23 protein-coding genes are annotated in these 26669 nt (G+C 47.9%); 12 read left to right on the top strand and 11 right to left on the bottom strand.

The annotated features are described in order from the left end of the window. Positions 1–6: 6 nt before the first annotated feature. Together KVT36_RS13330 and KVT36_RS13325 are read right to left on the bottom strand one after the other, a co-directional pair. Positions 7–888 (bottom strand): flavin reductase family protein, encoded by an 882-nt coding sequence (locus KVT36_RS13330; protein WP_217603992.1) that lies wholly within the window; start codon positions 886–888, stop codon positions 7–9. Positions 889–993: 105 nt separating this feature from the next. Continuing rightward, a complete protein-coding gene (locus KVT36_RS13325; RefSeq protein ID WP_217603991.1) occupies positions 994–2010 on the bottom strand; it encodes a fumarylacetoacetate hydrolase family protein in 1017 nt (338 codons plus the stop codon). A 137-nt stretch (positions 2011–2147) separates the two neighbouring features. Between KVT36_RS13325 and KVT36_RS13320 the strand changes: the two genes are divergently transcribed. The 3 genes from KVT36_RS13320 (at position 2148) to KVT36_RS13310 (ending at position 6647) form a co-directional block, all read left to right on the top strand. Then, positions 2148–3314, top strand: coding sequence for a serine hydrolase (locus KVT36_RS13320; protein WP_254639979.1), 1167 nt, complete (start codon positions 2148–2150; stop codon positions 3312–3314). An 85-nt stretch (positions 3315–3399) separates the two neighbouring features. Next, a complete protein-coding gene (locus KVT36_RS13315; protein WP_217603989.1) occupies positions 3400–5886 on the top strand; it encodes a glycoside hydrolase family 9 protein in 2487 nt (828 codons plus the stop codon). Between the two features lie 98 nt (positions 5887–5984). Beyond that, positions 5985–6647 carry a sterol desaturase family protein gene (locus tag KVT36_RS13310; RefSeq protein ID WP_217603988.1) on the top strand — a complete coding sequence of 221 codons (663 nt, stop codon included), beginning with the start codon at positions 5985–5987 and terminating at the stop codon, positions 6645–6647. Positions 6648–6653: 6 nt separating this feature from the next. Here KVT36_RS13310 and KVT36_RS13305 read toward each other — a convergent pair whose 3' ends face one another. From KVT36_RS13305 to KVT36_RS13280, 6 genes are all read right to left on the bottom strand, one after another. Beyond that, a complete protein-coding gene (locus tag KVT36_RS13305; RefSeq protein ID WP_217603987.1) occupies positions 6654–6992 on the bottom strand; it encodes a hypothetical protein in 339 nt (112 codons plus the stop codon). A 31-nt stretch (positions 6993–7023) separates the two neighbouring features. Beyond that, positions 7024–7968, bottom strand: coding sequence for a DUF6263 family protein (locus KVT36_RS13300; protein WP_217603986.1), 945 nt, complete (start codon positions 7966–7968; stop codon positions 7024–7026). A gap of 63 nt (positions 7969–8031) precedes the next feature. Next, on the bottom strand, positions 8032–8805 hold the full coding sequence (locus KVT36_RS13295) for a TIGR02757 family protein (protein WP_217603985.1): 774 nt from the start codon (positions 8803–8805) through the stop codon (positions 8032–8034). A gap of 25 nt (positions 8806–8830) precedes the next feature. Further along, positions 8831–9970, bottom strand: coding sequence for a cystathionine gamma-synthase (locus KVT36_RS13290; RefSeq protein WP_217603984.1), 1140 nt, complete (start codon positions 9968–9970; stop codon positions 8831–8833). Positions 9971–10297: 327 nt separating this feature from the next. Next, a complete protein-coding gene (locus tag KVT36_RS13285; protein ID WP_254639978.1) occupies positions 10298–10900 on the bottom strand; it encodes a DUF2911 domain-containing protein in 603 nt (200 codons plus the stop codon). Between the two features lie 137 nt (positions 10901–11037). Next, positions 11038–11568 (bottom strand): ACP phosphodiesterase, encoded by a 531-nt coding sequence (locus KVT36_RS13280; RefSeq protein ID WP_254639977.1) that lies wholly within the window; start codon positions 11566–11568, stop codon positions 11038–11040. Positions 11569–12067: 499 nt separating this feature from the next. On the opposite strand from KVT36_RS13280, the gene KVT36_RS13275 reads away from it, so the two are divergent. Both KVT36_RS13275 and KVT36_RS13270 read left to right on the top strand, forming a co-directional pair. After that, positions 12068–12526: a hypothetical protein gene (locus tag KVT36_RS13275; protein WP_217603982.1), complete on the top strand. Its 459-nt coding sequence runs from the start codon at positions 12068–12070 to the stop codon at positions 12524–12526. A gap of 130 nt (positions 12527–12656) precedes the next feature. Next, on the top strand, positions 12657–13631 hold the full coding sequence (locus KVT36_RS13270) for a deoxyhypusine synthase family protein (protein WP_217603981.1): 975 nt from the start codon (positions 12657–12659) through the stop codon (positions 13629–13631). A 103-nt stretch (positions 13632–13734) separates the two neighbouring features. On the opposite strand, the gene KVT36_RS13265 is transcribed toward KVT36_RS13270, so the two are convergent. Beyond that, entirely contained in the window at positions 13735–14748 is a 1014-nt protein-coding gene (locus KVT36_RS13265; RefSeq protein WP_217603980.1) for a LacI family DNA-binding transcriptional regulator, read from the bottom strand. 485 nt (positions 14749–15233) lie between these two features. On the opposite strand from KVT36_RS13265, the gene KVT36_RS13260 reads away from it, so the two are divergent. Together KVT36_RS13260 and KVT36_RS13255 are read left to right on the top strand one after the other, a co-directional pair. After that, entirely contained in the window at positions 15234–16418 is a 1185-nt protein-coding gene (locus KVT36_RS13260; protein WP_217603979.1) for an aldose epimerase family protein, read from the top strand. A 115-nt stretch (positions 16419–16533) separates the two neighbouring features. After that, positions 16534–17685, top strand: a complete 1152-nt coding sequence (locus tag KVT36_RS13255; RefSeq protein WP_217603978.1) for a glycoside hydrolase family 172 protein — start codon at positions 16534–16536, stop codon at positions 17683–17685. A 15-nt stretch (positions 17686–17700) separates the two neighbouring features. Here the strand turns inward: KVT36_RS13255 and KVT36_RS13250 are convergent, their stop codons facing one another. After that, positions 17701–18237: a DUF4136 domain-containing protein gene (locus tag KVT36_RS13250; RefSeq protein WP_217603977.1), complete on the bottom strand. Its 537-nt coding sequence runs from the start codon at positions 18235–18237 to the stop codon at positions 17701–17703. Between the two features lie 201 nt (positions 18238–18438). On the opposite strand from KVT36_RS13250, the gene KVT36_RS13245 reads away from it, so the two are divergent. Continuing rightward, on the top strand, positions 18439–19320 hold the full coding sequence (locus tag KVT36_RS13245; protein WP_217603976.1) for an SDR family oxidoreductase: 882 nt from the start codon (positions 18439–18441) through the stop codon (positions 19318–19320). A gap of 241 nt (positions 19321–19561) precedes the next feature. On the opposite strand, the gene hemW is transcribed toward KVT36_RS13245, so the two are convergent. Beyond that, a complete protein-coding gene (gene hemW, locus KVT36_RS13240) occupies positions 19562–20686 on the bottom strand; it encodes a radical SAM family heme chaperone HemW (RefSeq protein WP_217603975.1) in 1125 nt (374 codons plus the stop codon). Positions 20687–20806: 120 nt separating this feature from the next. Between hemW and KVT36_RS13235 the strand changes: the two genes are divergently transcribed. From KVT36_RS13235 to KVT36_RS13220, 4 genes are all read left to right on the top strand, one after another. Next, a complete protein-coding gene (locus tag KVT36_RS13235) occupies positions 20807–21865 on the top strand; it encodes a DUF4271 domain-containing protein (RefSeq protein WP_217603974.1) in 1059 nt (352 codons plus the stop codon). 73 nt (positions 21866–21938) lie between these two features. Then, positions 21939–22706, top strand: a complete 768-nt coding sequence (locus tag KVT36_RS13230) for a uroporphyrinogen-III synthase (protein ID WP_254639976.1) — start codon at positions 21939–21941, stop codon at positions 22704–22706. Between the two features lie 209 nt (positions 22707–22915). Further along, positions 22916–24964 (top strand): thioredoxin domain-containing protein, encoded by a 2049-nt coding sequence (locus tag KVT36_RS13225; protein ID WP_217603972.1) that lies wholly within the window; start codon positions 22916–22918, stop codon positions 24962–24964. Positions 24965–25328: 364 nt separating this feature from the next. Next, on the top strand, positions 25329–26630 hold the full coding sequence (locus KVT36_RS13220; protein ID WP_254639975.1) for an SUMF1/EgtB/PvdO family nonheme iron enzyme: 1302 nt from the start codon (positions 25329–25331) through the stop codon (positions 26628–26630). Positions 26631–26669 lie beyond the last annotated feature (39 nt).

The following is a 26669-nucleotide window of genomic DNA, read 5'->3' as shown; positions in this document are numbered from 1 at the left end:
ATTTCCCTATTCGGTTAACAATACCTGCCACGCTTCCCGCACTTTCCCCTCATCCAGCAGCTGCTGCGCATACCGGTGTAACTCTTTCCCCATTTCCTCCGGCATAATACTGTAATACTGTATAATATTTTTTAACTGGGTATCCTCAAAAGCAGGGTCTATTACCGGCATTTCATGCACATTGGCCAGCAGGCCCAAATGATTACCGGTTAAAATACGGCTGTTGCGGATGGCAAACGGCAACGCATCTACGCCAATGCCTAGCTGCAGGTTGGGTTTGGCCACTTCAAACACCGCGGGGCCGGAGGCGCGGCAATAATAATCAGCGCCCATGCGGGCCACCAGGTCTATTTTGTGAGGGTCTATCTGCCCGTGGGCATTCAAAATATTTTCATTTATGTGAATGAGCACCGGCTCGCAGATCACCAGGTTACCGGCGCCACCCTTTTCACCGGTGGCAATTACTTCCCGTACCACGCATTCCAGCTGTACCGGGCTTTCCTGCACACGCAGGGGTTTTACCTTTTCAGAAGGCAGGCCGGTAAAGCCGGATTTTTCAAACTCATTTACCCCCTGCGGGTACTCACAGCTGGAAAGCGACATTTGCTGCACCATGGCGTAGTTCACCACGTTAATAACCACTTCTTTGGTAGCATAGATATTTTCCAGGGTATGTTTGATGGTATTATCGCGCACGCGGCGGCTGGGAGAAAAGATCAGCGTAGGCGGGTTGCTGCCAAATACATTGAAAAAACTAAAGGGCGACAGGTTAGGCAGCCCTGCTTCATTTACAGTACTGGCAAAACAAATAGGGCGGGGCGCCACAGCCCCTAACAGATAAGCATGCAGCTCCCCTGTTTTTATTTGCCCGGGAGTAATAGAAAACATATGATGAATTGGGAATGAAAGCTTAATGCTTAACGCTCAACGCCGAATGCTTTATGCCTGGTATCGCTACACTATACGCTGCATTTAGCATTCAGCGTTCTGCACTCAATTTGTATTTTTCTTCAGTTGCAGTATTGAAAACTCCGAATCCTCTTCCGCCATGGTGTTCTTTAGCAGACCCAGGCCTTCTACTTCCATTTCCACCACATCGCCGGGTTGCAGCCACTGCTCCTGGTAGTTAGGGTCCTGCAGCTTGCCGGTACCGTTAAGCTCCAGGAAACAGCCGGTGCCTACTGTACCGCTGCCAATAATATCACCCGGCAGCAGGTTCACACCATAGGCGCAGCGTTCAATGATCTCTGCAAAGGTCCAGTCCATATCACCCATGCTGCCCTCACTTACTTGTACGCCGTTTACCTTGCAGGTCATTTTAAGTGCGTAGTTATTGCCGGTATGGCCTTCTTTGGTGGGCGCCTTAAAAGGTTCCAGCTCATCGGCCGTTACCAGCATAGGACCTACAGCAGTGCTGAAATCCTTGCCCTTGGCGGGTCCCAGGTTCAGCTTCATTTCTTCCGCCTGCAAGGTGCGGGCGCTCATATCGTTCATGATCATGTAACCGCCAATGTAATCATCTGCTTCGGCAGCCGTAATGTTACGGCCTGGTTTGCAGATCACTATAGCTACTTCCAGCTCAAAATCCAGCTTATTAAAATGGTCCGGCATGCAGTGTACATCGCCCGGGCCCTGGATAGCATTGTGGTTGGTAAAGTAAAAAATGGGATATTGGTCAAATTCCGGGATCATCTCCACCTTGCGGTTGCGGCGTGCAGCGGCTACATGCTGGCGAAAGGCATAACCATCGCGGCAGGAGGTAGGGAAAGGCACCGGCGCCAATACCTGCACGCTTTCATAGGGTATGCCTATGGCGCTGCTTTTATTTTGCCCGCTTTTCAGCTGTGCATCTGCATGCAGGGCCAGGTCTATTACCTCTTCCCACATCAGCAGGAACATTTGCATGTTGTTAGGCAGGTCAGGGTGCAGGTCCTGGGTGTTGTACAATAATCCGTTAACCAATATTGCCAGTTGGTCGGTTTCATCCCTTAAGTAAGTAACAAGCTTCATCAAGATAAATTTTTTGTTTTGGCCTATGTCAGCCAAATATATTATTTTTTATTTTTGAACATATGACGCGTATTTCGCTCACCCTTATTGCCACGTTTTTATTTCTGTCAGCCGGGGCACAACCAAAATCAGATAGTTTGCTGGAAGCACTTATACGCCGGCATGCTTCGCCAATGCTGCAGCATATCCTGCAATACCCGGATTCTTTCCGTTACCAGCTGATATATACCCAGATAGACCGCGACCGGCATAACCGTCCGCATTTTAAGCATTATTATTTCAATGTAAGCGCAGATAATTATTTTAACCCGGCATCTACCGTAAAGTTACCCATTGCCCTGCTATCCCTGGAAAAATTGCATGCGTTGCATAAACGTGGGCTGAACATGTATACCACCATGCTTACGGACAGCAGCTACCCCGGGCAGGTAAAAGTATATGCAGATGTTACGGCGCAGAACGGGCTGCCCTCCATTGCCCATTACATAAAAAAGGTTTTCCTGGTAAGTGATAATAATGCCTATAACCGTTTGTACGAGTTTGTAGGCCAGCAAACCATTCATGAAAACCTGTGGGCCAAAGGTTACCCGGAGGTGCGCATTGTGCGCCGTTTTATGCCGTTGGATGAGGAAGGGAACCGCCACACCAACCCCATTCGTTTTGTAAAGGACAATAAGCTGGTGTATGCACAGCCGGCCGCGTATTGCGCCCTGCCCTTTGATTTCAGCAAAACCATCTTACTGGGCAATGCGCATATGGACCGCAAGGATAGCCTTATTCACGCACCGTTTAATTTTACCAAGCAAAATAACTTTCCGCTGGAAGATATACAGCATATGATGCAATCGGTACTATTCCCGGAATCTGTACCCAAAGCGCAGCGGTTTAAGCTCACCAAAAAGGATTATCATTTCCTGTATCATTATATGTCTGCTCTGCCCCGGGAGTCTGACTTCCCGAAATATGATACCCTGGAATACTTTGACAGCTTTACCAAATTCTTCATGTTTAAAGCCCACCAGGGAAAAATACCGCCTAACATCCGCGTGTTCAATAAAACTGGCTGGGCATTCGGCTTTTTAACAGATGCAGCTTATATTGTGGACTTTAAGAACCACGTAGAATTCATGCTCACCGGCACGGTGTATGTGAACCGGGATGGTATATTGAATGACGACCGGTATGAGTATGAAACAGAAGGATATCCTTTCTTTAAAGAGATCGGGAATATAATTTATCAATATGAGCTGGAACGGAAACGCGCTTACATCCCCGATCTGAAAAAATTTGCAAACGTCCGGTAACATTACCCGGGAACTATATTACTGATACTGATAGCGAATGCGGCACCGCGCCGCCGTGCATCCATTGTACATCATTGATCATAACATGCGTTTAGTTTACTTATTGTTTTTGCTGCTGCCTTTTACCGTAACAGGGAAGGATAGCACTACTGCCTGGATAAGGATTAACCAGCTGGGTTATACGCCGCAGGGCAGTAAAATAGCCGTGTGGTGCGCCAAAACGCCCGCGCAGGCTAATGCATTTACTTTGCATGATGCAGCTACCAACCAGCAGGTCTGGAAAGGCAGCAGCAGCGCCGATTTTGGCGCGTACGGCCCATTCACACATACGCGGCGGCTGAACTTCACTGCGTTTAAACAACCCGGTACTTATTACCTGGCCTGCGGGGAGGCCCGCTCTCCCATTTTCCGTATAGGCCCCGACGTGTATAATGGCACTGCCGATTTTTGTTTGCAATATATGCGGCAGCAGCGCAGCGGCTACAACCCTTACCTTAAAGATTCCTGCCACACGCACGATGGATTTACCGTGTACGGCCCCATGCCGGATGGTACGCACATCAATGCAGCCGGTGGCTGGCATGATGCCAGTGATTACCTGCAATACGTAACCACATCGGCCAACGCTACCTATCACCTGCTGGCTGCCTGGCGCGATTTTAAACCCGTGTTTGGCGATACCTGCGAGGCCAATGGCACCCGGGGCAGCAATGGCATAGCTGATGTGCTGGACGAGGCCCGCTGGGGCCTGGACTGGCTGTTAAAAATGCACCCGGCAGATGACCAGCTGTTTAACCAGATAGCCGACGACCGTGACCACCGCGGCATGCGCCTGCCCACGCAGGATACTGCCGGTTACGGGCAGGGGCTGGAACGCCCGGTATACTTTTGTACCGGCCAGCCGCAGGGGCTTAAACAATACAAGAACCGCAGCTCCGGCCTGGCCTCTACGGCCGGTAAATTTGCCAGCGCCTTTGCATTGGGGGCAATAGTATACCAGGGAACTGATAGTGTGTATACTGCCCTGTTACAGCACAAGGCTGCTACCGCCTATGCACTGGGCGCGGCCCACCCCGGCGTATGCCAGACAGCGCCCTGCGGCGCGCCTTATTTTTATGAGGAGGATAACTGGATGGATGATATGGAGCTGGGTGCTGTTATGCTGGGTAAGCTTTCCCACCGGCAGGCGCTCACAAAACAAGCGCTGGCATGGGCCAAACAACAGCCCCTTACTCCCTGGATGGGTGCCGATACGGCCCGGCATTACCAATGGTACCCGTTTCACAACTTTGGGCATTATGAGCTGGCTACAGAAACCCCTGCTTTGCAAAAAACTGCCATGGGCTATTACCGGCAGGGCATACAGGCGGTATGGGCTAAAGCGCAGCACAATGCTTTTTACCGGGGGATTCCTTTTATCTGGTGTTCCAACAACCTTACCGTTAGTTTTGCCATACAATGTAACCGATACCGGCAGCTTACAAAGGATACCCGTTACCAGCAGCTGGAGCAGGCCTGTATTGACTGGCTGTTTGGCTGCAACCCCTGGGGTACTGCCATGGTAGCAGGCCTGCCTGTAAGTGGAGATTACCCTGAAGACCCGCATAGTTCTTTCAGCCACCTGTATCACTACCCGGTAAGCGGTGGTTTGGTAGATGGGCCGGTATACGGCAGTATTTATAAAAACCTGATAGGCATACAGCTGCATAACGGTGATGAATATGCGCCATTTCAGTCGGACCTGGCTGTGTATCATGATGACTTTGGCGATTACTCCACCAACGAGCCTACTATGGATGGTACTGCCAGCCTGGTATATTTGCTGGCGGCACAGCAATTTGAGGCATCACAACAACAGCCCCGGTCTGCTACGTATAGCCATGGAGCCATTATTCGTGGAGATAGTACCCAACGGAAAATTGCCCTGATATTTAGCGCCGATGAGTTTGCGGATGGGGGACCCGTGATAACAAAAATTTTACAGGAACATAACATACCAGCATCGTTCTTTTTTACCGGCCGCTTTTACCGCAACCCCGCACATGCTGCGCTTATACAGCAGCTAAAACATAAGGGTTATTATTTAGGCCCGCACTCTGATCAGCACTTGTTATACTGCGACTGGAACAAAAGGGACAGTTTGCTTGTTAATCAAAAACAGTTTAATGCAGACCTGCTGCAATGTTATCAAGCCATGGCCAAACAGGGCATTCAGAAAAAAAATGCAGCCTGGTTTTTACCACCATATGAATGGTATAATGATACAATTGCGTCCTGGGCACAACTTTTGCAGGTGCAATTAGTAAATTATACACCGGGTACCTTAAGCCATGCAGATTATACCTGGCCCCAACTAGGTAAGCAATACCGGAGCTGCGCCACCATCCTGCAGTCTATTAAAGAATATGAACAGCAACACCCCGCAGGATTGAATGGTTTTCTGTTATTGATGCATGCAGGCACAGATCCCCGGCGTACAGAAAAATGTTGGGATGAGCTGGATCATTTGCTGACCTATTTGCAGCAAAAAAATTATAAAATGGTTACAGTACCCACCTTGTTACAACGATAGTATGTACATGATAAGGTGTTATATATGAACATTCTACGTAAGCTAACGGGCATTGTTTATTTACATTTTGACGTAATTTTGCACAAAACCCAGGGTCTATGAAGTTCGAAAAGATAAAGAATAAAGGACAGGCCAGATTGTTTGAGAGTAAGTACCTGGAGATGCTCACCAAAACGCATCCGCTGATTATCTGGGGCATGTATATTCCCATTATTGGTTACATGCTTTATTACAGCAACCAGGCATTAGGTTTTAGCATAGGCAGGATAGTGTTGGTTTTTTTAGGCGCTATGTTTTTATGGTCTTTTTTTGAATACGTCATGCACCGGTTTATATTCCACTTTGCCAGTGACAATCCCAAAGTACGGCGGGTGGTATATGTAATGCATGGTAATCATCATGAATACCCGCGTGATAAGCAACGTTTGTTCATGCCCCCGGTCCCCAGCTTAATATTAGCTTCTGTCATCTTTGCCATACAGTATTTTTTTCTGCGGGAGTATACGTTTATGTTCTTCCCGGGTTTTATACTGGGTTACCTGATCTACGGCAGCATGCACTATGCTATTCATGCCTGGAACCCGCCCTTTAAGTTCATGAAACCCGTATGGCGTAACCATCATCTGCATCATTACAAAAGCGATGATAAAGGTTTTGGGGTAAGCACCTCTATATGGGACAAGATCTTCAGCACCAGCTTTGATCTTAAAACAGAGAAAGAAGACAAGGTAAAAGTGAGAGAGCTGATATTTGATAAATAGGAATTACTACCATCGTTCCTCCTCATTCTCCGGAGGATTGGTCTTATATATTTCCCGGCTTTTAATTTTTTGCAGCTGCCGCTCTATTAACAGGGCGGCAATTTTGTGATAAGCCCCTGCGCCGGCATCATTATCCAGTATAATACGGATCTGGTTTTCCGGTACATCAATACGGTACAGTAAAAAAACAAATTGCTCAAAGTGATGGCTAATGAGCGTTTCCACCCGTTGAGCTAACAGTTCTTCCAGCTGCTCGTAACTAACGGTATCCGGTAAACGAAGTTCCATAGTATCGCCCAGCTCCCGGGCCGTGGCCTGCAGGTATGGTTCAGGAACAAGCGTCATAGCAGTATGTATGATGGTTTATAAAACAGGCTTACTTCATCTGTTTGATCTTATAAGATGCGTTGGTGATCACCTTTACCGGTACTTTCAGATCGTTCTTCAGGCGTTTTGCCTTGTTGGCTTTATAAATGTAGTTACCGTTCATTTCCGTATTCTGTACGCAAATGCTGGGCATACCGGTGCTTTGGTCTATCAGGTAATTACTTTGCATGGTACCTTCAATTTCAGCAGTGGCCTGTATCCCGTCTTCAATGGTAAATTGTTCCAGCTTATTGGTTTTTACCTTACCGGTAGCATTGATCTTGGCGGTTTGGCTATCCCAGGTTTGCAGGTTCCAGTACAGGTCCATACGGCCTATCAGCCCGGTGCGCAAAGGCACGCTTTCTTCCCACTGGGTGCCGGTTTTAATGCCATGTGCAGGGTATATCACCAGCAGCTGCTCCAGCCAGGAGCGGAAGGCGTTGGTGCCAAACTGGTCTTTCATCAGCTTTTTATAGGCATCCTGCTCATCTTTCTTCAAACTGGAAAAGGTAGTGGAAGCGCTGTCCAGCAGGTTATCCAGCCCGTTCACACTGTTAATGTTACCGGTGGTCTGAATCTCTACCGTAAAGGGATGGTCCAGTATCTTACTCAGCGCGCCCTGGAAAGGTTCCTTATCATTGGGCGTTTTGGCATCTACAAAAATATTCTGGTTCTTACTGTTGAAGTTAAATTTCAGCTCTTTGTAGCGGAAGGTTAATAAGGTACGGCCGGGGTTTAATTCCGTTACTTCTATGGCAATGGTATTGTTAAAATCACGGGTTACACGTTGTACCACATCATTTACCGTGGTATAGGTTTCACTGCGGCTTTCCTGTTTCAGCTCAAACTGCTGGCCTTTCTGAAATTTATAATTCAGCTCTGTGTAGCTTTCCTGTGCGGCGGCTGGTAACACATATACTGCTGCCATCATGATCAAACCTAAAATCATTTTCATCTGCAAATATTATTTAGAATAGCCACAAAAGCAATGCAGCTCTTTTATTTAACGTTGCGCCGCTTAAACATATTTTTCTATTACCCCCAGGCCAAATAATGCAAAATCATATTTTGCGGGATCTTCCGGGTCCATGGCCCGCAGCCGTGCGGTAAGCTCCAGCGCGGTTTTCCAGGTAGCTTTGGCTTCGCTGATCAGCCCCAGGCGGGTGGCCACCCGGGCCACATGCACATCTACCGGGCATACCAGCTGGCTGGGTTTTATGTGTTTCCATAAACCAAAATCCACGCCATTTTTATCCTGCCGTACCATCCACCGCAGGTACATGTTCAGCCGCTTGCAGGCTGAATTTTTTTCAGGGGTGGAGATGTGTTTGCCGGTACGCTCCGGGTGCTCCAGCGCAAAAAAGATGCGCCGGAAGCCTATCAGCGCTTTTTCCACCGTTTCATCCTCCGGGGTAATATGCCCGCTAAAGGCAAATTCCAGGGAGGTAACATTGGTGTAATAATGCTGCAGGAACTCTACAAAATACAGCAGGTCCAGGCCATTAAAGGTCCGGTGGCAAAATTGCATCAGCTGCAGCCGCTCCTGGGGTTTATGGTGCAATAGGTAATCGTACGGTGCATTATCCATTAATGCCAGTAGCTCCGTGCATTTGTTGATAATGGTGGTACGGTTGCCCCAGGCCAGTACCGCAGCAAACAGCCCGGCAATCTCAATATCCTGCAGCTTGCTGAACCGGTGGGGAATGCAGACCGGATCATTCGCAATAAAGTCAGGATGATCATAGTATGCCGCTTTGGCATCGAGGTAACTCTTCAATTCACGGACATTCATAGCATAGCATCGGTTATAGGAAAAATCAGGCGATGGCTTTATCCAGATCTGCCAGCAGATCATCAACATCTTCAATACCCACACTTAACCGTATCAGTGAATCCACCAGCCCATTCTGCATACGCTCTTCCCGGGGGATGGAGGCATGCGTCATGGTTGCGGGGTGCCCGATCAGCGATTCTACCCCGCCCAGCGATTCTGCCAGGGAAAACAGGTGGGTGCTGCTCAGCACCTTCAGCGCTGCGTCCATACTGTCGTTCTTTAAGGTGAACGACATCATGCCGCCAAAACCACGCATTTGCTGTTTGGCAATGTCATGGTTCGGGTGATCTTCAAAACCACACCAGAACACTTTTCCTACTTTGGGATGTTCCCGCAGGAAACGGGCCACGGTGGCGCCATTTTCGCAGTGGCGCTGCATGCGTACATGCAGGGTTTTAAGACCGCGCAGCACCAGGAAACAGTCTTGCGGGCCAGGTACAGCGCCGCAGCTGTTCTGTAAAAAATACAGCTGTTGCGCCAGCGCTTCGTCTTTCACTATTACGGCTCCATGCACCACATCGCTATGGCCGCCCAGGTATTTGGTAGCGGAATGCACTACTATATGCGCGCCCAGGTTCAACGGGTTCTGGAGGTAAGGAGATGCAAAGGTATTATCCACGCTCAGCAACAATTGATGCTCCTGCGCTATCTGTGCACAGGCAGCTATATCAATAATGTTCATCAGCGGGTTCGTAGGTGTTTCTATCCAGATCATTTTCGTTTGCGCGTTCAGGTAATTGCGGATGTTTTGTGCATCCTGCATACCAATGAAATGGAACTTTATGCCATAACGCGCAAACACTTTGGTAAAAATGCGGTAGGTGCCGCCGTAAAGGTCACTGGAAACGATCACTTCATCGCCGGGGTTCAGCAGCTTGATCACTGCATCCGTAGCGGCCAGCCCGCTGCCAAAGCTAATGCCATGCGTACCATTTTCAATAGCTGCCAGGGCATTCTGCAATGCATCGCGGGTGGGGTTTTGTGTGCGGGCATACTCATAGCCTTTATGATGGCCGGGCGCGCTTTGTACGTAGGTAGAGGTTTGGTAAATAGGGGTCATTATTGCCCCGGTAGAGGGGTCTGGTGCTACACCGGCATGTATGAGCTTTGTTCCCAGCTTCATGTCTTCAATTATTTTATAATAAGTTATTTATTTACATAAGTTATGCCCAAAGGTACTAAAATAGCGTAGATTATAAGGTTAACAAGGGTTTTTACGCGGTAACGGCTATACGTAGAAATACGTTTTATGCAATAGGATGTTTGTCGGAATTTGGGGGTTATGATACTGATACGGGAGAATTTGTTACACTCACGACCTTTTTTGCTACGTTCGCCAAAACCGGGAAATCCCGTGTAGCCATTCCGTGTACTTTTGATCTAGGTTTTTCATAGGATATGGTTAAAATTATTACAAGGGCGGTATTCTTACCGCCCTTTATTTTTTTACCTATTTCTTCTTTACACTGCTTTTTTCACTAAACTTCACGGGCAGGGTGATCATAATATCATCCCAGGCCATCAGCAGATTCGCTCCTGCATCTGCCTTCTCAAAGGCCATGGTAAAGGTTTCTACCGGTGTGGTAAGCTTAGTTACCGGTAAGCTGGTTCTCACAACATCTTTGGCAGCATCATATTTATACGCACCCCAGATATCCGTTTCGCGGTTCAGGATGATGGTCCATTTATCTTCCTGCGGAATGGCATACATGGTGTAACGCCCTTTGGGAATGCTTTTGCCGCCAATAACGACAGGAATAAAGAACTCTACTTCAGTAGCTTCATTAGCGCCCAGGCGCCATACCTTTCCGTATTCTTCCAGCTCTCCGAAGATCTTTCTGCCTTTTTTCTGCGGGCGGCTGTAAATAACGCGGGCTATCAGTGAGCCGGACTCGCCTTTTACCTTTACCAGGTACGGATATACAGGCGGATAGTAGGCCATGTCCATAGGGCTGGCATCGGGAGGGGGTAATTTCTTATCCTGGGCCGTGGCAGTTTGCAGGCCGGCTGCGGATAATAACATCATCACGGCAAAAAAGAACGCTTGCTTCATTGTTGGCTGTAAATTTTTGATGGTAAATTATGGTTCCAGGGGCCAAACTTAGTAAAAAAGGTGAAAATGGAGCGTTCCAACCACGCAGAAGGGCAGGCAAAAGGTAAAGCGGTAAAAGAAAGGGCTAAGCGGCCTGTTTAGGGTAAAAGCGCCAGTTTTTCCTTTACAAATACTTCCAGCTCCGGGAAAAAGCCCCGGTAACAGCTTTCCAGCACATTGTAATGATCTTCAAATACGGCAAAGGGTACGCTTGCAGGCACCTCCAGGTAACGCGCCCGGCGTGTAATACCGCTGAAGGTGCGGTAAATACCGTCTGTAAGCCGGTAATTGTATAACCAGTTTTGTGTGCGCATATAATGGAATACCTGTAAAAATACGGGGGGCAGGCTCCCGGCATTGTTTTCCAGCAGGGTATATACGGATTGGGCAAACTGTTCCAGCTGCGCATCTGTAAAGCGTTGTATATCCCTGGCCAGGAAATGATCGTATACAATATCCATAAACACAGCGCCATACAAGCCGCAGGAGGGTTTAAAAAGCTCCCGGCCTTCTTTGGTGAGCGCATGCTGGTCTGTGAAAGTATCTATAGCGCGGTGTATGCGGATGCCTTCCTGTACGGCCGGCGTATGTTGCAGGATCTGTTTGCCTTTTACAAAATCGGCAATCATGTTGCCGATTACAATTGACGGATTATTGAAGGATAGGTATGCATGCGCTAGAAAATTCATCGTTGTAATTTACGAAATGATGTGCGGATATGCAGGCATCTAACCCATACGAAAGTCTGTTTCCGTTCATCTGTTAGCAGGCCCATTCATCCTAACCCTTATCAGTGCCCCGCTGTAAGCCAATCACCGGCTGCAATGCATTGCATTTCTACTGTGTGGTTTTTGATATTACCGTACATCATCACTCTTCCACTTTAACAAAAGCTTAACTCCGGCAGGTGCAACATTCGTTCTTTGCCTGCAAACGCTTTGCAGCGGCCGCCTCATACGAAAAAAAAGTGTACTTATAACCTAAGTGTTGCAACAGGTGTTTTTGCAAACTATTCAAGCTATACCATTAGCAACTATTGGGTTGTTGCGCGTATAAAGCCACTGTACCTTTGATGCATAAACAAACAAACACAAAAAATTCAACCCTAAAAAACTAAAAACTTCCGCCATGAAGAAAATGTTTTTAACACTATGTGTAGCTGCCGCCTTAATGTGCGGGCACACAGCCTGGGCTGCCCATGTCACTGAGACTGAAGCTACCGCCCGCCTGAAAACAGCATTAAGCCAATCTTTTGCCACTGCTACCCATATACGGTGGTATACGGATGACCAAAAGGTTTTTACCGCCAAGTTCCTGGTAGGTGAAACCCAGGTTTCTGCATACTTTGATGCAGATGGCAATTTACTTTCTACCCGCCGTTATATTACAGAAGAACAGCTGCCGCTGGCAGTGGTAACCAAAGTAAAGAAACGTTACCCTTCACACGAGATCCGCTCTACCGTGGAGCTGGATGCCGGTAACACCACCACTTACTACATTACGCTGGAAGCTGAAACCACCTGGATGGTAGTGAAGTCTGACAGTAACGGTCAGCTAAGTGTGTACCAGCGTTTGAAAAAAGCGTAGTCGTCAGCCATTCTATAAGCTGTTGTGTTGTTTTGCAGGTCCATAGTCATACTATGGACCTTTTTTTATGCCCCTTCTCCTAACTATATCTTAACTTTGCCCCCTTGCAACAAAACAGTAACTTAACAAAATGAACAAAGGGCCCATTTCACAGTTTATCCAGCATCATTACCGGCACTTCAATGCTGCTGCATTGGTAGATGCTGCCAAAGGATATGAAACACATTTGCTGGAAGGTGGAAAAATGATGGTAACGCTGGCAGGCGCTATGAGCACCGCCGAACTAGGTATTTCCTTTGCGGAAATGATACGCCAGGGAAAAGTGGATATTATTTCCTGCACCGGCGCCAACCTGGAGGAAGATATCATGAACCTGGTGGCACATACCCATTATAAAAGGGTGCCTAACTACCGGGACCTGAGCCCGCAGGATGAATGGGCGCTGCTGGAAAAGGGCTTTAACCGCGTTACAGATACCTGCATACCGGAAGAAGAAGCTTTCCGCCGCATACAGGCACATATTTACAAAATATGGAAAGATGCGGAAACCAAAGGTGAACGTTACTTCCCGCATGAATACATGTACAAGCTGCTGCTGAGCGGTGTAATGAAAGAGCATTACGAGATTGATCCCAAACATAGCTGGATGCTGGCCGCCGCAGAAAAGAATATTCCCATTGTAGTACCGGGCTGGGAAGATAGTACCATGGGTAACATCTTTGCCTCTTACTGCATTAAGGGCGAGCTGAAAGCCGCTACCATGAAAAGCGGTATAGAGTACATGGTGTGGCTGTCTGACTGGTACCGTAATAACTCTGCCGGTAAAGGCGTGGGCTTTTTCCAGATCGGTGGCGGTATTGCGGGCGACTTCCCCATTTGCGTAGTGCCCATGATGTACCAGGATCTGGAATGGCATGATGTTCCTTTCTGGAGCTACTTCTGCCAGATCTCTGATTCCACTACCTCTTATGGTTCTTACTCCGGCGCCGTGCCGAATGAAAAGATCACCTGGGGTAAGCTGGACATCAATACGCCTAAATTTATTGTTGAATCAGATGCTACCATCGTAGCGCCGTTAATATTTGCCTACCTGCTGGGCTGGTAAGTTTAAGGTGCAGATGTGCTAATATGTAAATGTGCAAATGGAGTTAATCCATTTGCACATTTTTGCTTTTTGAAAAAGCGCTTGCCATCATTTGCACATTTACTCATCCGCATATCTTCGACGATCCCCTGATCTCCAGCGTTCCTTCCAGCACCAGCTCCTCTGTTTCCGTGAACTTTTCTTCAATATGGCGGATCAGCATTTTCAGCGCTTCCTTGCCTACCTCATAGCCCGGTTGTACAATAGTGCTCAGGGCCGGTTCTACTACTTCTGCCACCGGGTCGCCGTTAAAGCCTACTACGGCAATATCCTGCGGTACACGGTATCCCAGGCTTTGCAGGTATTTAATGGCAATTACGCCGGAAGGATCGTTAACGGTAAAAATGCCATCAGGCTGTAAGTGCATTACTTCCTTTACTGCTTCCAGCGCATTCAGCTGGAATTTTTCGCAATGCACAATATGTTGGGGGCTGTACTGCAGGCCATGTTGTTGCATGGCATCTTCATAACCCCGCAACCGCTCGTCCGATACAGATAATCCTTTGGGGCCGGCCAGGTGCGCAATGTTGCGGCATCCCTGCTGTATCATATGCTCTACTGCCTTGAATGCGGTTTTGTACTGCTCCACCTTTACGCGGGAAGCGTTTACATGCGGCAGATCGCGGTCAAAGAATATAAAGGGAATGCCTTTCTGGCGCAGCTTCAGGAAGGGCTCCGCATCCTGTGTTTCTTTGGATACTGATATCAGTAACCCATCTATACGGCAGCTGGCCAGCTGCTGTATAGCGTCAGCCTCCTGGTGCGCGCATTCGTTGCTCTGGCAAAACATCAGGTGATAGCCATGCTGATTGGCTACCTCGTTCATACCGCTAAGGGCATGTGAAAAGAAGTGCGTAGCAATAAGGGGCACAATCACCCCTATGGTACGGGTTTGTTTATTAATAAGGCTTTGAGCAATGTAGTTAGGCTCATAGTTCAACCCCTCCGCCAGCTCCAGCACTTTGCGCCTGGTATCTTCATTAATGTCGGGCAGGTTACGTAATGCCCTGGATACGGTAGACACAGAGAGGCGCAGCTTCCTCGCCAGGTCTTTGATGGTTACCTGCTTGTTCTTCATGCTCCTAGTTGGATAGTTATATTCAGTGATCGGTACCGGTTATACACGGGTTTTTCTATATGGATACATGGCCGGCGTTTTAAACAGCCTGTCAATTGTTTCCGTTCGTCCTAAAAAATCGGAGCTCCCCCAGTTATACTCCACAAATAAAACAAAAACCGGTTAAGTACGTGCATCGTATTTCACAAACGGTACAGCAACAGGGATGAACTGCAAAAACAGGGCTTTTTTAGCCTAAACACATATTTTTTTTATTAATGCAAACGTTACCGGTAACGTTATTTTCCGGTGCCCCATGTTTATCTGATCTGCAGCTTATATTTTGCAACCAATACTACACGTGCATTACCACTCCAAAAGCGTAATGCAATTTTAATGGATAAAGGCCAAAATTACGGCCGGGAAAATCATTTCCCGGCTTTTTTATATCCGGAATATATTTCACACATTAAACGTATATTGGACCCTTATAAATTACTGCGATTATGAAACGTATACTTCCACTGCTAACGGTAGCCACGGCCCTCAGTATGGGCGCCTGCCAGCAATCCGGTACTAACACAAATAATAATTCTGTTGATAGTATGAGTACAAATCATGACAGCATCACTAGCGTTGAAAGCCTGATTCCCGCCACAAATTTCGACACCACTATCGATGGGAACCAGGTGAAATTGTTTTATCTGAAAAGCAAAGGCGGCGTACAAATGGCCGTTACCAACTACGGTGCAAAAGTAGTAGCCCTGCTGGCGCCGGACAAAGAAGGTAAGCTGGAAGATGTGGAGCTGGGATACGATAAGATAAGCCAGTATGTAAGCACCAAAGACCGTTATTATGGCGGCATTGTAGGCCGTTACGGCAACCGTATTGCCAAAGGCAAGTTTAAGCTGGATGGTAAGGAATACAAGCTGGCGGTGAATAATAACGCCAACCACCTGCATGGCGGTTTAAAAGGGTTTAATGATGTGGTTTGGGAAGCCAAACAACCCAATGAGCATACGCTGGAATTCCACTACCTGTCTAAAGACGGAGAAGAAGGATACCCCGGCAACCTGGATGTTACGCTTACCTACGAGCTTACAGACAGCAATGAATTTAAGATCAGCTATAAAGCCACTACCGATAAACCAACGATCGTGAACTTAACGCACCACTCCTTCTGGAACCTGCATGGCGCCGGCAATGGAGATATTAATGATCATGTGTTAATGCTGAATGCCGATAAATTTACACCGGTAGATAGCAGCCTGATACCCTTTGGCAAGCTGGAACCTGTAAAAGGCACTCCCATGGACTTCACTACTCCTACGCCTATAGGTGAAAGAGTAGGGGCTGATTTTGAGCAGCTCAAATTTGGTAAAGGTTATGATCATAACTGGGTGCTGAATAAAAAAGGAAATGAGCTGTCATTAGCCGCTACTGTGCTGGAACCTAAGAGCGGCCGCTATATGGAGGTATGGACCACAGAGCCGGGCGTACAATTCTACGGCGGCAACTTTATGGGAGCCGATACCGGTAAAGGCGGTAAAGCTTATGTACACCGTGGCGCACTTGCCCTGGAAACACAGCACTACCCGGATTCTCCGAACCAGCCTGCTTTTCCTTCCGTGGTGTTAAAGCCCGGGCAAACTTACCAGCAAACCTGCGTGTATAAGTTTGGTGTGAAATAAACTTTTCCAGCTCTAAATATTACGAAACGAATTATGCGATTGCACTATGCTTCGTGTAATTCGTTTTGTAATTTGTACTCCTAACATTATTGATCCACGTTATAAATTATCACTCATGGTGCGGAACCTACTTACACTTTGCTGTGCAGTACTTGTAGCTAACATGCTGTATGCACAACAGCAGCAGCCTTTTAACGGGCTTAATATGAACATGGGTAACCTGTTCCAGCTCTCCAACGCAAAAACAAGAAGTATCAGCCCGGAAAATTTTACCGGTGAAAAAGGTAAGGCCGGTATGGCTACACTGGAGCAGGGCCAGGCCCGTGAGGCCGCGCGTGACCTGGGACAGGGTTGGAAAGTGAGCCCCTTCATTCACATAGAAGCCGGCAAAACCATTACCCTGGCGGAAATTGAAGGCCCCGGCGCTATTCAGCATATTTGGATGACGCCCACCGGTAACTGGCGTTTTTCTATTATCCGTTTTTATTGGGATGATGAAACCACACCATCAGTAGAGGTGCCCGTAGGTGATTTCTTTGGCATGGGCTGGGGGCAATATGCGCAGCTGACCTCTTTGCCCATTTGCGTGAATCCCGGCAGCGCCTTTAACTGTTACTGGGCCATGCCTTTCCGCAAAAAGTGTAAGATCACTATGGAGAATATTAATACAGAACGTATGACGCTGTATTACCAGGTGGACTATACGTTAACAGAAGTACCTTCCGATGCCGGTTATTTTCATGCACAGTTCCGCCGCAATAACCCTACTAAAGGCGGTAGCTATACGCTGGTAGATGGTATTAAGGGTAAAGGCCAGTACGTGGGCACTTACCTGGCCTGGGGCGTGAATAATAATGGCTGGTGGGGCGAAGGGGAGATCAAGTTCTTTATGGATGGCGATACTAAGTTCCCCACCATCTGCGGCACCGGTACAGAAGATTATTTTTGCGGATCTTATAACTTTGAGAACCGCAACACCCGTCAATACCAGGAGTTTTGTACGCCTTACACCGGCTTGCCGCAGGTAATACGGCCTAATGGTGTGTATGATTCACAGCAGCGTTTTGGCCTGTACCGCTGGCATATTATGGATCCGGTACGTTTTGATAAAGATCTGAAAGTTACCATCCAGGATCTGGGCTGGCGCAGCGGCGGCCGTTATTTGCAGCAGCAGTCAGATATCAGCTCTGTAGTGTACTGGTACCAGGCAGAGCCTCATACCGCTTTCCCGGCCCTCCCATCTAAAAACGACTTAGAGGTGAACTGATGATCGTAAATCAGTTTATAATCCTTTAAACAGGGCCTCCATGGCATCAGCGACATTGCGTTGCAGGCGGGCGGGTTTATCCGGCACCACGCCTTCCACCACCCCCCGCCATACCAGCTTATTCTGGGCACGGTCTACCAGGTGAACGGTAACCGTGCCCTCGTTATAATGCTGCCCTTTTTCCAACCGCTCACTTTCCCAGGTATAACGCCGCTGCCCCATATAACGCGGATCTTCTGACTCCGTTTTGTGGGTATGCACTTTTCCCCTGATCACAATACCAATATTCACCAGCAGGTCGGGATCATGCTCCCCCGGCTGCAGGCCGCGTTTTTGCAGCTGTTGCGTGATTTCTGTTTTCAGCGCATCAAGGCCGGTGTAGTACGTACGGCTGTTTACGGGGTTACCGCTGGCGTCTATCTCATAAAAGTTAAACGTACGGTAGTTGTTAAGCGCAAAGTTTTCTACATTTTCCTGGTCCAGCACCTGTATGGGGCTGCAGGCATAAGGAAGCAAAAAGAGGGTAAGTAAAAGGAGTAGATAGGGCTTCATTGACTAACATATTTACGTTAATTGAAGATACCTGTTTTCAAGCTTTACTTTAACATGAATATCTGTATTCCCTCCCACAATAAGTTAATCCCAGGTTAAGCTGGGATTAATAATTTATGAGCTTCCCAACAAACTAACTTTGACCTTCCCAACAAACCTGTGCGCGTATGGATTATAGACCTTTGTAAAAAATAAAACACTATGGCAAATGTTTGGTTTATAACAGGAAGCAGCAGGGGCTTAGGCCGCAGCTTAACCGCCGCCCTGCTGGAAAAAGGAGAATTCGTAGCTGCAACGGCCCGCAAACCCGAACAGCTGGATGACCTGGTAGCACAATACCCGGATCAGATCTATCCCATAAAGCTGGATGTATCAGATGAAGCAGCGGTGAACAGCGCGGTAAAAGACGCAGTGGCACGCTTTGGAAAAATAGATGTAGTGGTGAACAATGCCGGTTTTGGTATTACCGGCGCAGCAGAAGCTTACACACATGAGCAGATCAGCAGCCAGATCAACACAAACCTGTACGGGCCTATTTATGTAACCCGTGCGGTACTGCCCTATATGCGTAAACAACGTTCCGGACACATTTTGCAGATCAGCTCTTTAGGCGGCCGTATGGGCACACCAGGTCTTTCTATTTACCAGGCTACCAAGTTTGCGCTGGCCGGTTTTTCAGAAGCAGTATCCAAAGAAATAGCGCCGCTGGGCATTAAGCTCACCATTATTGAGCCCGGAGGTTTCCGTACCAATTGGGCCGGCGATTCTATGGGCTTTGCAAAGGATATACCTGATTACGAGCAAACAGTAGGCGTGCGCGTTAAACGGTTTAAAGATCCTACCCAGCAAATGACAGGCGATCCGGATAAGGCAGCGCAGGTGATGATAGCGGTGGTGGCCCACCCGGAACCGCCACTGCACCTGATCCTGGGCAGTGATGCTGCAGGCATCTTAAAACAGGTAGAAGCAGGCCGGCAGGCGGAGTTTGAGAAATGGCTGCCCGTGAGTTTGTCCACTGATCATGAGGATGCAGAGAATTTCCTGGAATCAGATCTCGGCAGGCTCATTGTTGGTAACAAATAAGCATAAGAACGTTGAGTAAACATATTCAACTAGCAACGTAATGCGTCCGGCATGGGAAACAGACCCTCATGCCGGACGCTTCCTATCCTGGTATCTGAGTAGCTTATTAGACAAAGTGTATTTGCAAATGATTAAACATATAAGCGTTACCGTTAGTGCGGATTAACTACCGTAATCGTGTGCGGGGCATCTCCCGCCTGTGCACAGCTTCCTGCTCCGCCATCATCAGCTCGCCATTACCCTACACAAACAATCCCGCCGCAATCCCATCTGCAAACAGCTTGCCCTCCGGCGTAAGCACCAGCGTATCCTGCTGCAGCACCATTTTGCCGGCCAGTATAAATTCCCGGCTGGCGGTTTCCAGCTGCCGGCGTTTACCGGCCCCAAACCGCTCTTCTACCAGGTACAGGTGGCAGCCTTCTGAAGTGCGCAGGGAGGTCATAATATATTCATTCAGCATCATCTCCGGCGTCAGGTTTTCTAGTTCAAAAGGCACTTTTCCTTCCTTAATAGCGTTTATATAGCTGCTGTTATTAGCCACATTCCACTGGCGGGAGTGCCCGTTAAAAGAATGGGCGGATGGACCCAGCCCCAGGTAGGCCTGGCCCTGCCAGTAGCTGCTGTTATGGCAGGAGCGGCAGCCGGGCAGTGCAAAGTTGCTGATCTCGTAGTGCTCATACCCGGCAGCAGCCAGCCACTGTACCAGCATTTCAAAATGCCGGGCAGCTTTGTCAGGGTCCACAGCAGCTACTTTATGCTGTTTAATGAAGTGGTCCAGCGCGGTGCCTGGTTCCACCGTAAGCGCATAACACGAAAGGTGTGGTATTTGTAATGCAATGGCCTGCTGTACGTTCTGCGCCCAGCCCTCATCACTCAGGGTAGGGCCGCCGTAAATAAGGTCAATGCTCAGGTTATGAAAGCCCGCCGCCTGTGCGTCCTGTATGCATTGTAAGGCCTGGGTGCTGTTATGGGCACGGTTCATCCAGCGCAGGTCTTCCTCGTGAAAAGATTGTACGCCTATGCTTAGCCGGTTTACGCCAATAGCCTTCAGGGCCTGTAGCTTTTCCGGCTGCAGGTCGTCCGGGTTGGCCTCAAGGGTAATTTCAGCCTGGCCGGAGATGGGAAACAGCTGGCGCAGTTTTTCCATGATCCGCTGCAGGTCTGCATCATCCAGCAGGCTGGGGGTGCCGCCGCCAAAATAAACGGTATCTACCTGCTGCCCTTGCAGGTAAGGCTGCTGTAGCATCATTTCCTGTAAAAGACTATCCACCAGCGCATCTTTTTGCCCCAGGGAGGTAGAAAAATGAAAGTTGCAGTAGTAACAGGCACGCCTGCAAAAGGGAATATGTAAATAGATACCGGCCATAATTTTTTCAGGTCAACAGTCCGTGAACCGTCGTCAAAAAGATCATATGAACATCAGGCAACCCTTGTTCTGTGAGCAGTAGACTGTGGACAATTATATTATATTTGCAAATATAAAAATATGCTGGTGCGAAACGGGTTATTCTTACTTTGGTTATTCATATTCAGTAGTTTAGGGTTATATGCGCAGGACAGTACAAATAACAGCGCACCAAAAGTTAGTAGTGTACAACAGGACACCGCAAAACGCCGCCCTGCAACCCCTAAGAAAAAGCCGGTAGCTGATACCGGCAGGGTAGCCGTAAAACCACGGGTGGATAATCGCGCGCTGACCACCACTGCCGCTGCTCCCAAACCTGCAGACACGGCTAAAACCGCTGCAACTGACACCCTGTTGCAGCAACCCAAAGTACCTTTGCACCAGGAAACAGCCTACGATATTTTTATGCGTAACCTGGCAGCCAAAAATAGGTACCTGCACCCGGGAAAGCCGCGTTATTTTGACCTGAACGTAGTGCGGCCCTTTAAGGACCTGGACTGGCTGGTGTACCTTATAGGCGGGGTAGTAATGTTGCTGGGAGTAATACGCCTGGCCTATCTCAAATATTTTTCAGACCTGTTCCGCGCATTCCTGAACCCTACCCTTAGCCAGCGCCAGTTAAAAGACCAGTTATCCCAGTCACCCTTTCCCAACTTTTTACTGAATGTTTTTTTTGCCGTAAGCCTGGGCGTGTACCTGTACCTGCTTATGTACCGGCAGCAATATATTTTTAATGCAGATGCCTGGCTGCTGATACCCGGCCTTATACTGCTGGTAGCCCTGATCTATGGTATTAAACATGTGGTATTACGTTTTTGCGGATGGCTGTTTGGCAATAACGACCTGGCAGATGCCTACATTTTTATCCTGAACCTGATCAACAAAGTGCTGGGTATACTGCTGGTGCCTTTTCTGGTGATTTTGGCCTTTTGCCAGCCGGAAATAGCCCGCGCTTTCCTATATATATCATTATTTTTTATCGTTTTATTGATTGGGTACAGATACGTTAGGTCTTATTCCGTGATAAAGCAGTATCTATCTTTCAGTAGATTGCATTTTTTTCTTTACCTTTGCGCATTCGAAGTAGCGCCTGTGTTGCTTTTAACAAAGGTGCTGCTGATTTGGTTAACGGGTAATTAACTAAAATTACTTTACTGCAATTGTTAACACAAGAGCAAATTTAAGTATGATAAAAGGCGGGCAAAAAACAGATTTGCAAGTAAAACATCACGTACAGTCGATCCTCATTTCCCAGCCAAAGCCTGAAACTGAGAAGTCCCCTTATTTTGACCTGGCTAAGAAATTCAATGTAAAATTGGATTTTTATCCGTTTATAAGGGTTGAAGGCTTATCTGCAAAGGACTTTAGGAAACAGAAGATCGATATCCTGAACTTTACAGCCGTGATCTTTACCAGCCGTAACTCGGTGGATCACTTTTTCAGGATCTGTGAAGAGATGAAGATCAAGGTGTCGCAGGATTGCAAATACTTTTGCATCACAGAAGCCGTAGCGCTCTATCTGCAGAAATTTATCCTGTACCGGAAAAGAAAGGTGTTCTATGGGGCGGATGGCTCTACTAAAAGCCTGCTGGAAGTAATGAACAAACACCGGGACAATGAAAAGTTTCTGTTCCCCAGCTCCGATAGTCAGAAGAAAGACATTGAAGAATGGCTGAAAACCAATAAGTGCGAGTATGCCACCGCTACCTTGTACAAAACGGTGTCAAACGATGTGAAGGAGATCCTGTCCGGTAAAGAGTATGACATGATCGTTTTCTTCAGCCCCTCCGGTGTAAGATCCTTGTTTGAAAACTTACCGGAGTTTCAGCAGAACGGTACCCGCATAGGTGCATTTGGCCCTACTACCTCCGCAGCAGTGGAAGAAGCAGGCTTACGGCTGGATGTAAAGGCTCCGGCGCCCCAGGCACCCTCTATGGTGGCAGCGCTGGAACAATACCTTTCTGAGCTGAACAAAAAATAATCTCCAAAGAGTAAAAAAATAACTTACTTGCAAGGACGGCGAAAGCCGTCCTTTTTTTTGCCTGGAAATTAACCGTTTGTGTGATAGGAGATGTAAGATTATTCGCTATTTTAGCTATATTAGAAGAAGCCAACAGCATCATTTAACAAACCATAACCTGTGTGAACATGAATGAACCATGCTTTCATGCGCACCGCCGAAATTAAGTTGTGAATAAATTAGCCGGGGAGACAAGTCCTTATCTGTTACAACACGCACATAATCCCGTGGATTGGTATCCCTGGGGGGAGGAGGCTTTGCAACGCGCGTTGCAGGAAAATAAGCCTATCCTGGTAAGCATTGGTTATGCTGCCTGTCACTGGCGCCATGTAATGGAGCGGGAAAGCTTTGAGGATGCCAGCACCGCCGGCATCATGAATAAACACTTCATTAACATTAAGATAGACCGGGAAGAACGCCCGGACCTGGATCATATTTATATGGATGCCGTGCAGGCTATGACCGGCGCAGGTGGCTGGCCCCTGAACGTTTTTTTAACGCCTGATAAAAGGCCTTTTTACGGCGGCACTTATTTTCCCCCTGTAAAAGCCTTTAACCGGCCCTCCTGGAAAGATGTGCTGCTGTCACTGGCCCAGGCATTTAAAGAGCGCCGGGAAGACATTGAGCAGCAGGCCAATACGCTTACAACACACCTGGCACAGGCCAACCAGTTTGGCACCCAAACAGAACTACTACCGGGTATTGCCAAAGAAGAGCTGTTTACCCGGGAGCAATGCGATATTATTTTCAACAACATACTTACCCAGGCGGATAAAACCTGGGGTGGTTTTGGCCGGGCGCCCAAGTTCCCCGGCACCTTTACCATTCAATACCTGCTGCGCTACCACTTTAGCTTTCAGGCACCGGCAGCGCTGGAGCAGGCCCTTCTTTCGCTGGACAAAATGTTGCAGGGCGGCATTTACGACCAGCCGGGCGGCGGTTTTGCGCGTTACAGTACCGATGAAAAGTGGCTGGCCCCGCATTTTGAGAAAATGCTGTATGACAATGCCTTACTGATAGATACCCTTTGTGAAGCCTACCAGCTTACCCGCAATAAAACATATGCAAACACCATTACCCATACCCTGGAATTTATAGAAAGGGAGATGACAGATGCGCAGGGCGGCTTCTATGCGGCCCTGGATGCAGATTCAGAAGGGGTGGAAGGCAAGTTTTATGTATGGAGTAAGGCGGAGATAGAAAGCATCCTGGGGGAAAAAGCCCCCCTGTTCTGCGAATTTTATGACGTAACGGAAGAAGGTAACTGGGAAGAGCAGAATATTTTATGGATCCGCCAGCCCCTGGCCGCTTTTGCAGCAGAAAAGGGTATGGAGGAGGCGGCCTTGCAGGCCTCACTGGCAGAAAGCCGCCGGCAATTAATGGCGGTACGTGACCGCAGGATCCGTCCCGGGCTGGACGATAAGGTGCTGCTGGGATGGAATGCGCTCATGATCAACGCTTATTGTAAAGCCTATGCCACCTTAGGCAATGCTCATTACCTGGAAGTGGCTACCCGGGCGGTGGATTTTTTGTGGAAAAATATGCGCCAACCGGATCATGATACGGCATTTTACCATACCTATAAAGCCGGTACGGCCAAATATCCTGCTTTCCTGGACGATTATGCCTGCCTTATAAGGGCGCTCATCGCCTTACAGGAGGTAAGCGGTAACCTGGAATGGCTGAACCGCGCGCGGCAGCTAACGGAATTTGTGATCGCACATTTTTCAGATGAAACCGGCACTTATTTTTACTATACCATTCAGGATCAGCAGGATGTGATTGTGCGTAAGAAGGAGATCTACGACGGGGCAGTGCCCAGCGGCAATGCCCTGATGGCTGCCAACCTGCGCTACCTGGCCCTGGTATTTGACCACCGGGACTGGACCAACCGGGCAGTGGATATGCTGGGCCGCCTGGCGCAAACCGTGGTACGCTACCCCACTTCTTTTGGAATTTGGGCATCGGAGTTATTACAGTGGGTAAAAGGCACCAAAGAGCTGGCAATTGTAGGCCCGGAATTCAGGGCCAGAATGCAGGAGGTACATGAGCATTATATTCCGTTCAAAGTGTTGCTGGGCGCGGAAAGTAACCAGCCGGGCATGCCCCTGTTACAGGAGCGGGAACAGCCGGGTAAAACGCTGGTGTATTTGTGTGAAGATTATCATTGCATTAAACCCGTGTTTTATATAAAAGAAATCATTAATTTAATAAAATAATTAATTAACTTGCAGTACAATTAAAACATAAGGGGTGAACAATTGAAGAAATGGTGGCGAGTTCATATAATAAAATGTTAAAAATTGCGTTTAATGTAAGTGCCGTAGGCTTGTATGTAGAATTGAAAAAGTTGTGCGAAAAGTAACTACGGATTAAAAATAATTATTACATTTGCTATCTTGCACCAATTTCGGATGTGGAAAACTATATGTCAATAAGTTTTTTTAGAGATATATAGGCGACCGTCTGACCCTGGAAAAAATTGAATTAATTACCGGATGAAACGAGCATATTTTGTTGAATTTACAAGAGGAGAACGCCGCGAGTTCCATCTTACCTTTGAAAAAGACCTAAATGTTTCAGATGAAAGCTACCCTTATGAAGCTTAATTATTCAAGTGGTCTGTTCGCTGTATTGCTGGTAAGCCTGCTGGCGGCCAGCTGTGGTGGTAGTAAAACCCCCAAGAATGCACAAGGGCAACTCATTGGAGTTAGCCCCAGACCGAGGTATTTTCCTCCTGTACCTTATGGAATGGTGTATGTACCTTCCGGAACCTTTCACATGGGACCCAGTGACGAGGATGTGAACTACGCGTTCACAGCCCGTAACAAGTCTATATCCGTTTCAGGGTTCTATATGGATGCTACGGAAATCACGAATAACGAATATCGCCAGTTTGTGAACTGGGTGCGTGACTCTATAGCCCATATACTCATGGGACATGTGAAAAAAGATGGCGACCAGGATATTATCGACTGGAAACAGAAGATCAACTGGAAGGATAAGGCAACCTATGAAAAGATAGATGCCATGATCTACTCTCCGGAAGACCGCCTGTATAACAAAAAGGAGATTGACGTGTACAAGCTCCTTTATCACCAGGAATCCTTTAACTGGGATGCCGCCAAGCTGCGCGAGAACAAGGGTAAGCCCCGTTCTACGTTCATTGTAAAGAAAGATGTTCAGATCTATCCCGACACATTGTGCTGGATCAGGGACTTCTCTTACGCTTACAATGAGCCCATGACGCGTATGTACTTCTGGCATCCTGCCTTTGACAACTACCCGGTAGTAGGCGTAACCTGGCACCAGGCCAGCGCATTCTGCGAATGGCGTAGTAAGTTCTGGGATGACTACCGTAGCTCTAAGAACCTGTTCACGGAAGATAAGTTCCAGCTGCCTTCAGAAGCCCAATGGGAATATGCAGCGCGCGGCGGCAGGGAACAAACACCGTACCCCTGGGGTGGTTATTATATCCGCAATAAAAAAGGCTGTTTGCTGGCTAACTTTAAGCCGGGCCGCGGTAACTATCCGGAAGACGGTGGTTTCTACACAGTGCGTGCAGATGCTTACTGGCCTAATGACTACGGTCTGTACAACATGGCAGGTAACGTAGCAGAATGGACACAGGACATTTTTTACGAGAACTCATATTCTTTCACCTCTGATATGAACCCTTACCTCAGAATGGACGTGCCGGATGATGCCGCACCCAAAATGAAGCGTAAGTCAGTAAGAGGTGGTTCCTGGAAAGATATCGGTTATTTCCTGCAAACAGGTACCCGCTCTTTCGAATACCAGGACAGTGCTAAGTCTTATATTGGTTTCAGGTGTACCATAGCATTCCTGAGCCGTTCTAAGAATGACTTCAATAAGAAGAAGTAAAATTATTAGCCATGTATAGATTGAGAGACCTGACGATGA

Origin of the sequence: Chitinophaga sp. GbtcB8 (assembly GCF_019091455.1) — a bacterium.
In the GTDB taxonomy this organism is placed as follows: Bacteria; Bacteroidota; Bacteroidia; order Chitinophagales; family Chitinophagaceae; genus Chitinophaga.
The sequence above is the reverse complement of the archived record's forward strand: the minus strand, read 5'-3'. Positions and strand labels throughout refer to the sequence as shown.

What these genes read in the sequence shown, in the direction of transcription:
- KVT36_RS13330 (WP_217603992.1), bottom strand. Translation starts at nt 888, where the DNA reads ATGTTTTCTATTACTCCCGGGCAAATAAAAACAGGGGAGCTGCATGCT.
- KVT36_RS13325 (WP_217603991.1), bottom strand. Translation starts at nt 2,010, where the DNA reads ATGAAGCTTGTTACTTACTTAAGGGATGAAACCGACCAACTGGCAATA.
- KVT36_RS13315 (WP_217603989.1), top strand. Translation starts at nt 3,400, where the DNA reads ATGCGTTTAGTTTACTTATTGTTTTTGCTGCTGCCTTTTACCGTAACA.
- KVT36_RS13310 (WP_217603988.1), top strand. Translation starts at nt 5,985, where the DNA reads ATGAAGTTCGAAAAGATAAAGAATAAAGGACAGGCCAGATTGTTTGAG.
- KVT36_RS13305 (WP_217603987.1), bottom strand. Translation starts at nt 6,992, where the DNA reads ATGACGCTTGTTCCTGAACCATACCTGCAGGCCACGGCCCGGGAGCTG.
- KVT36_RS13300 (WP_217603986.1), bottom strand. Translation starts at nt 7,968, where the DNA reads ATGAAAATGATTTTAGGTTTGATCATGATGGCAGCAGTATATGTGTTA.
- KVT36_RS13295 (WP_217603985.1), bottom strand. Translation starts at nt 8,805, where the DNA reads ATGAATGTCCGTGAATTGAAGAGTTACCTCGATGCCAAAGCGGCATAC.
- KVT36_RS13290 (WP_217603984.1), bottom strand. Translation starts at nt 9,970, where the DNA reads ATGAAGCTGGGAACAAAGCTCATACATGCCGGTGTAGCACCAGACCCC.
- KVT36_RS13285 (WP_254639978.1), bottom strand. Translation starts at nt 10,900, where the DNA reads ATGAAGCAAGCGTTCTTTTTTGCCGTGATGATGTTATTATCCGCAGCC.
- KVT36_RS13280 (WP_254639977.1), bottom strand. Translation starts at nt 11,568, where the DNA reads ATGATTGCCGATTTTGTAAAAGGCAAACAGATCCTGCAACATACGCCG.
- KVT36_RS13275 (WP_217603982.1), top strand. Translation starts at nt 12,068, where the DNA reads ATGAAGAAAATGTTTTTAACACTATGTGTAGCTGCCGCCTTAATGTGC.
- KVT36_RS13270 (WP_217603981.1), top strand. Translation starts at nt 12,657, where the DNA reads ATGAACAAAGGGCCCATTTCACAGTTTATCCAGCATCATTACCGGCAC.
- KVT36_RS13265 (WP_217603980.1), bottom strand. Translation starts at nt 14,748, where the DNA reads ATGAAGAACAAGCAGGTAACCATCAAAGACCTGGCGAGGAAGCTGCGC.
- KVT36_RS13260 (WP_217603979.1), top strand. Translation starts at nt 15,234, where the DNA reads ATGAAACGTATACTTCCACTGCTAACGGTAGCCACGGCCCTCAGTATG.
- KVT36_RS13255 (WP_217603978.1), top strand. Translation starts at nt 16,534, where the DNA reads ATGGTGCGGAACCTACTTACACTTTGCTGTGCAGTACTTGTAGCTAAC.
- KVT36_RS13250 (WP_217603977.1), bottom strand. Translation starts at nt 18,237, where the DNA reads ATGAAGCCCTATCTACTCCTTTTACTTACCCTCTTTTTGCTTCCTTAT.
- KVT36_RS13245 (WP_217603976.1), top strand. Translation starts at nt 18,439, where the DNA reads ATGGCAAATGTTTGGTTTATAACAGGAAGCAGCAGGGGCTTAGGCCGC.
- hemW (WP_217603975.1), bottom strand. Translation starts at nt 20,686, where the DNA reads ATGGCCGGTATCTATTTACATATTCCCTTTTGCAGGCGTGCCTGTTAC.
- KVT36_RS13235 (WP_217603974.1), top strand. Translation starts at nt 20,807, where the DNA reads ATGCTGGTGCGAAACGGGTTATTCTTACTTTGGTTATTCATATTCAGT.
- KVT36_RS13220 (WP_254639975.1), top strand. Translation starts at nt 25,329, where the DNA reads ATGAAAGCTACCCTTATGAAGCTTAATTATTCAAGTGGTCTGTTCGCT.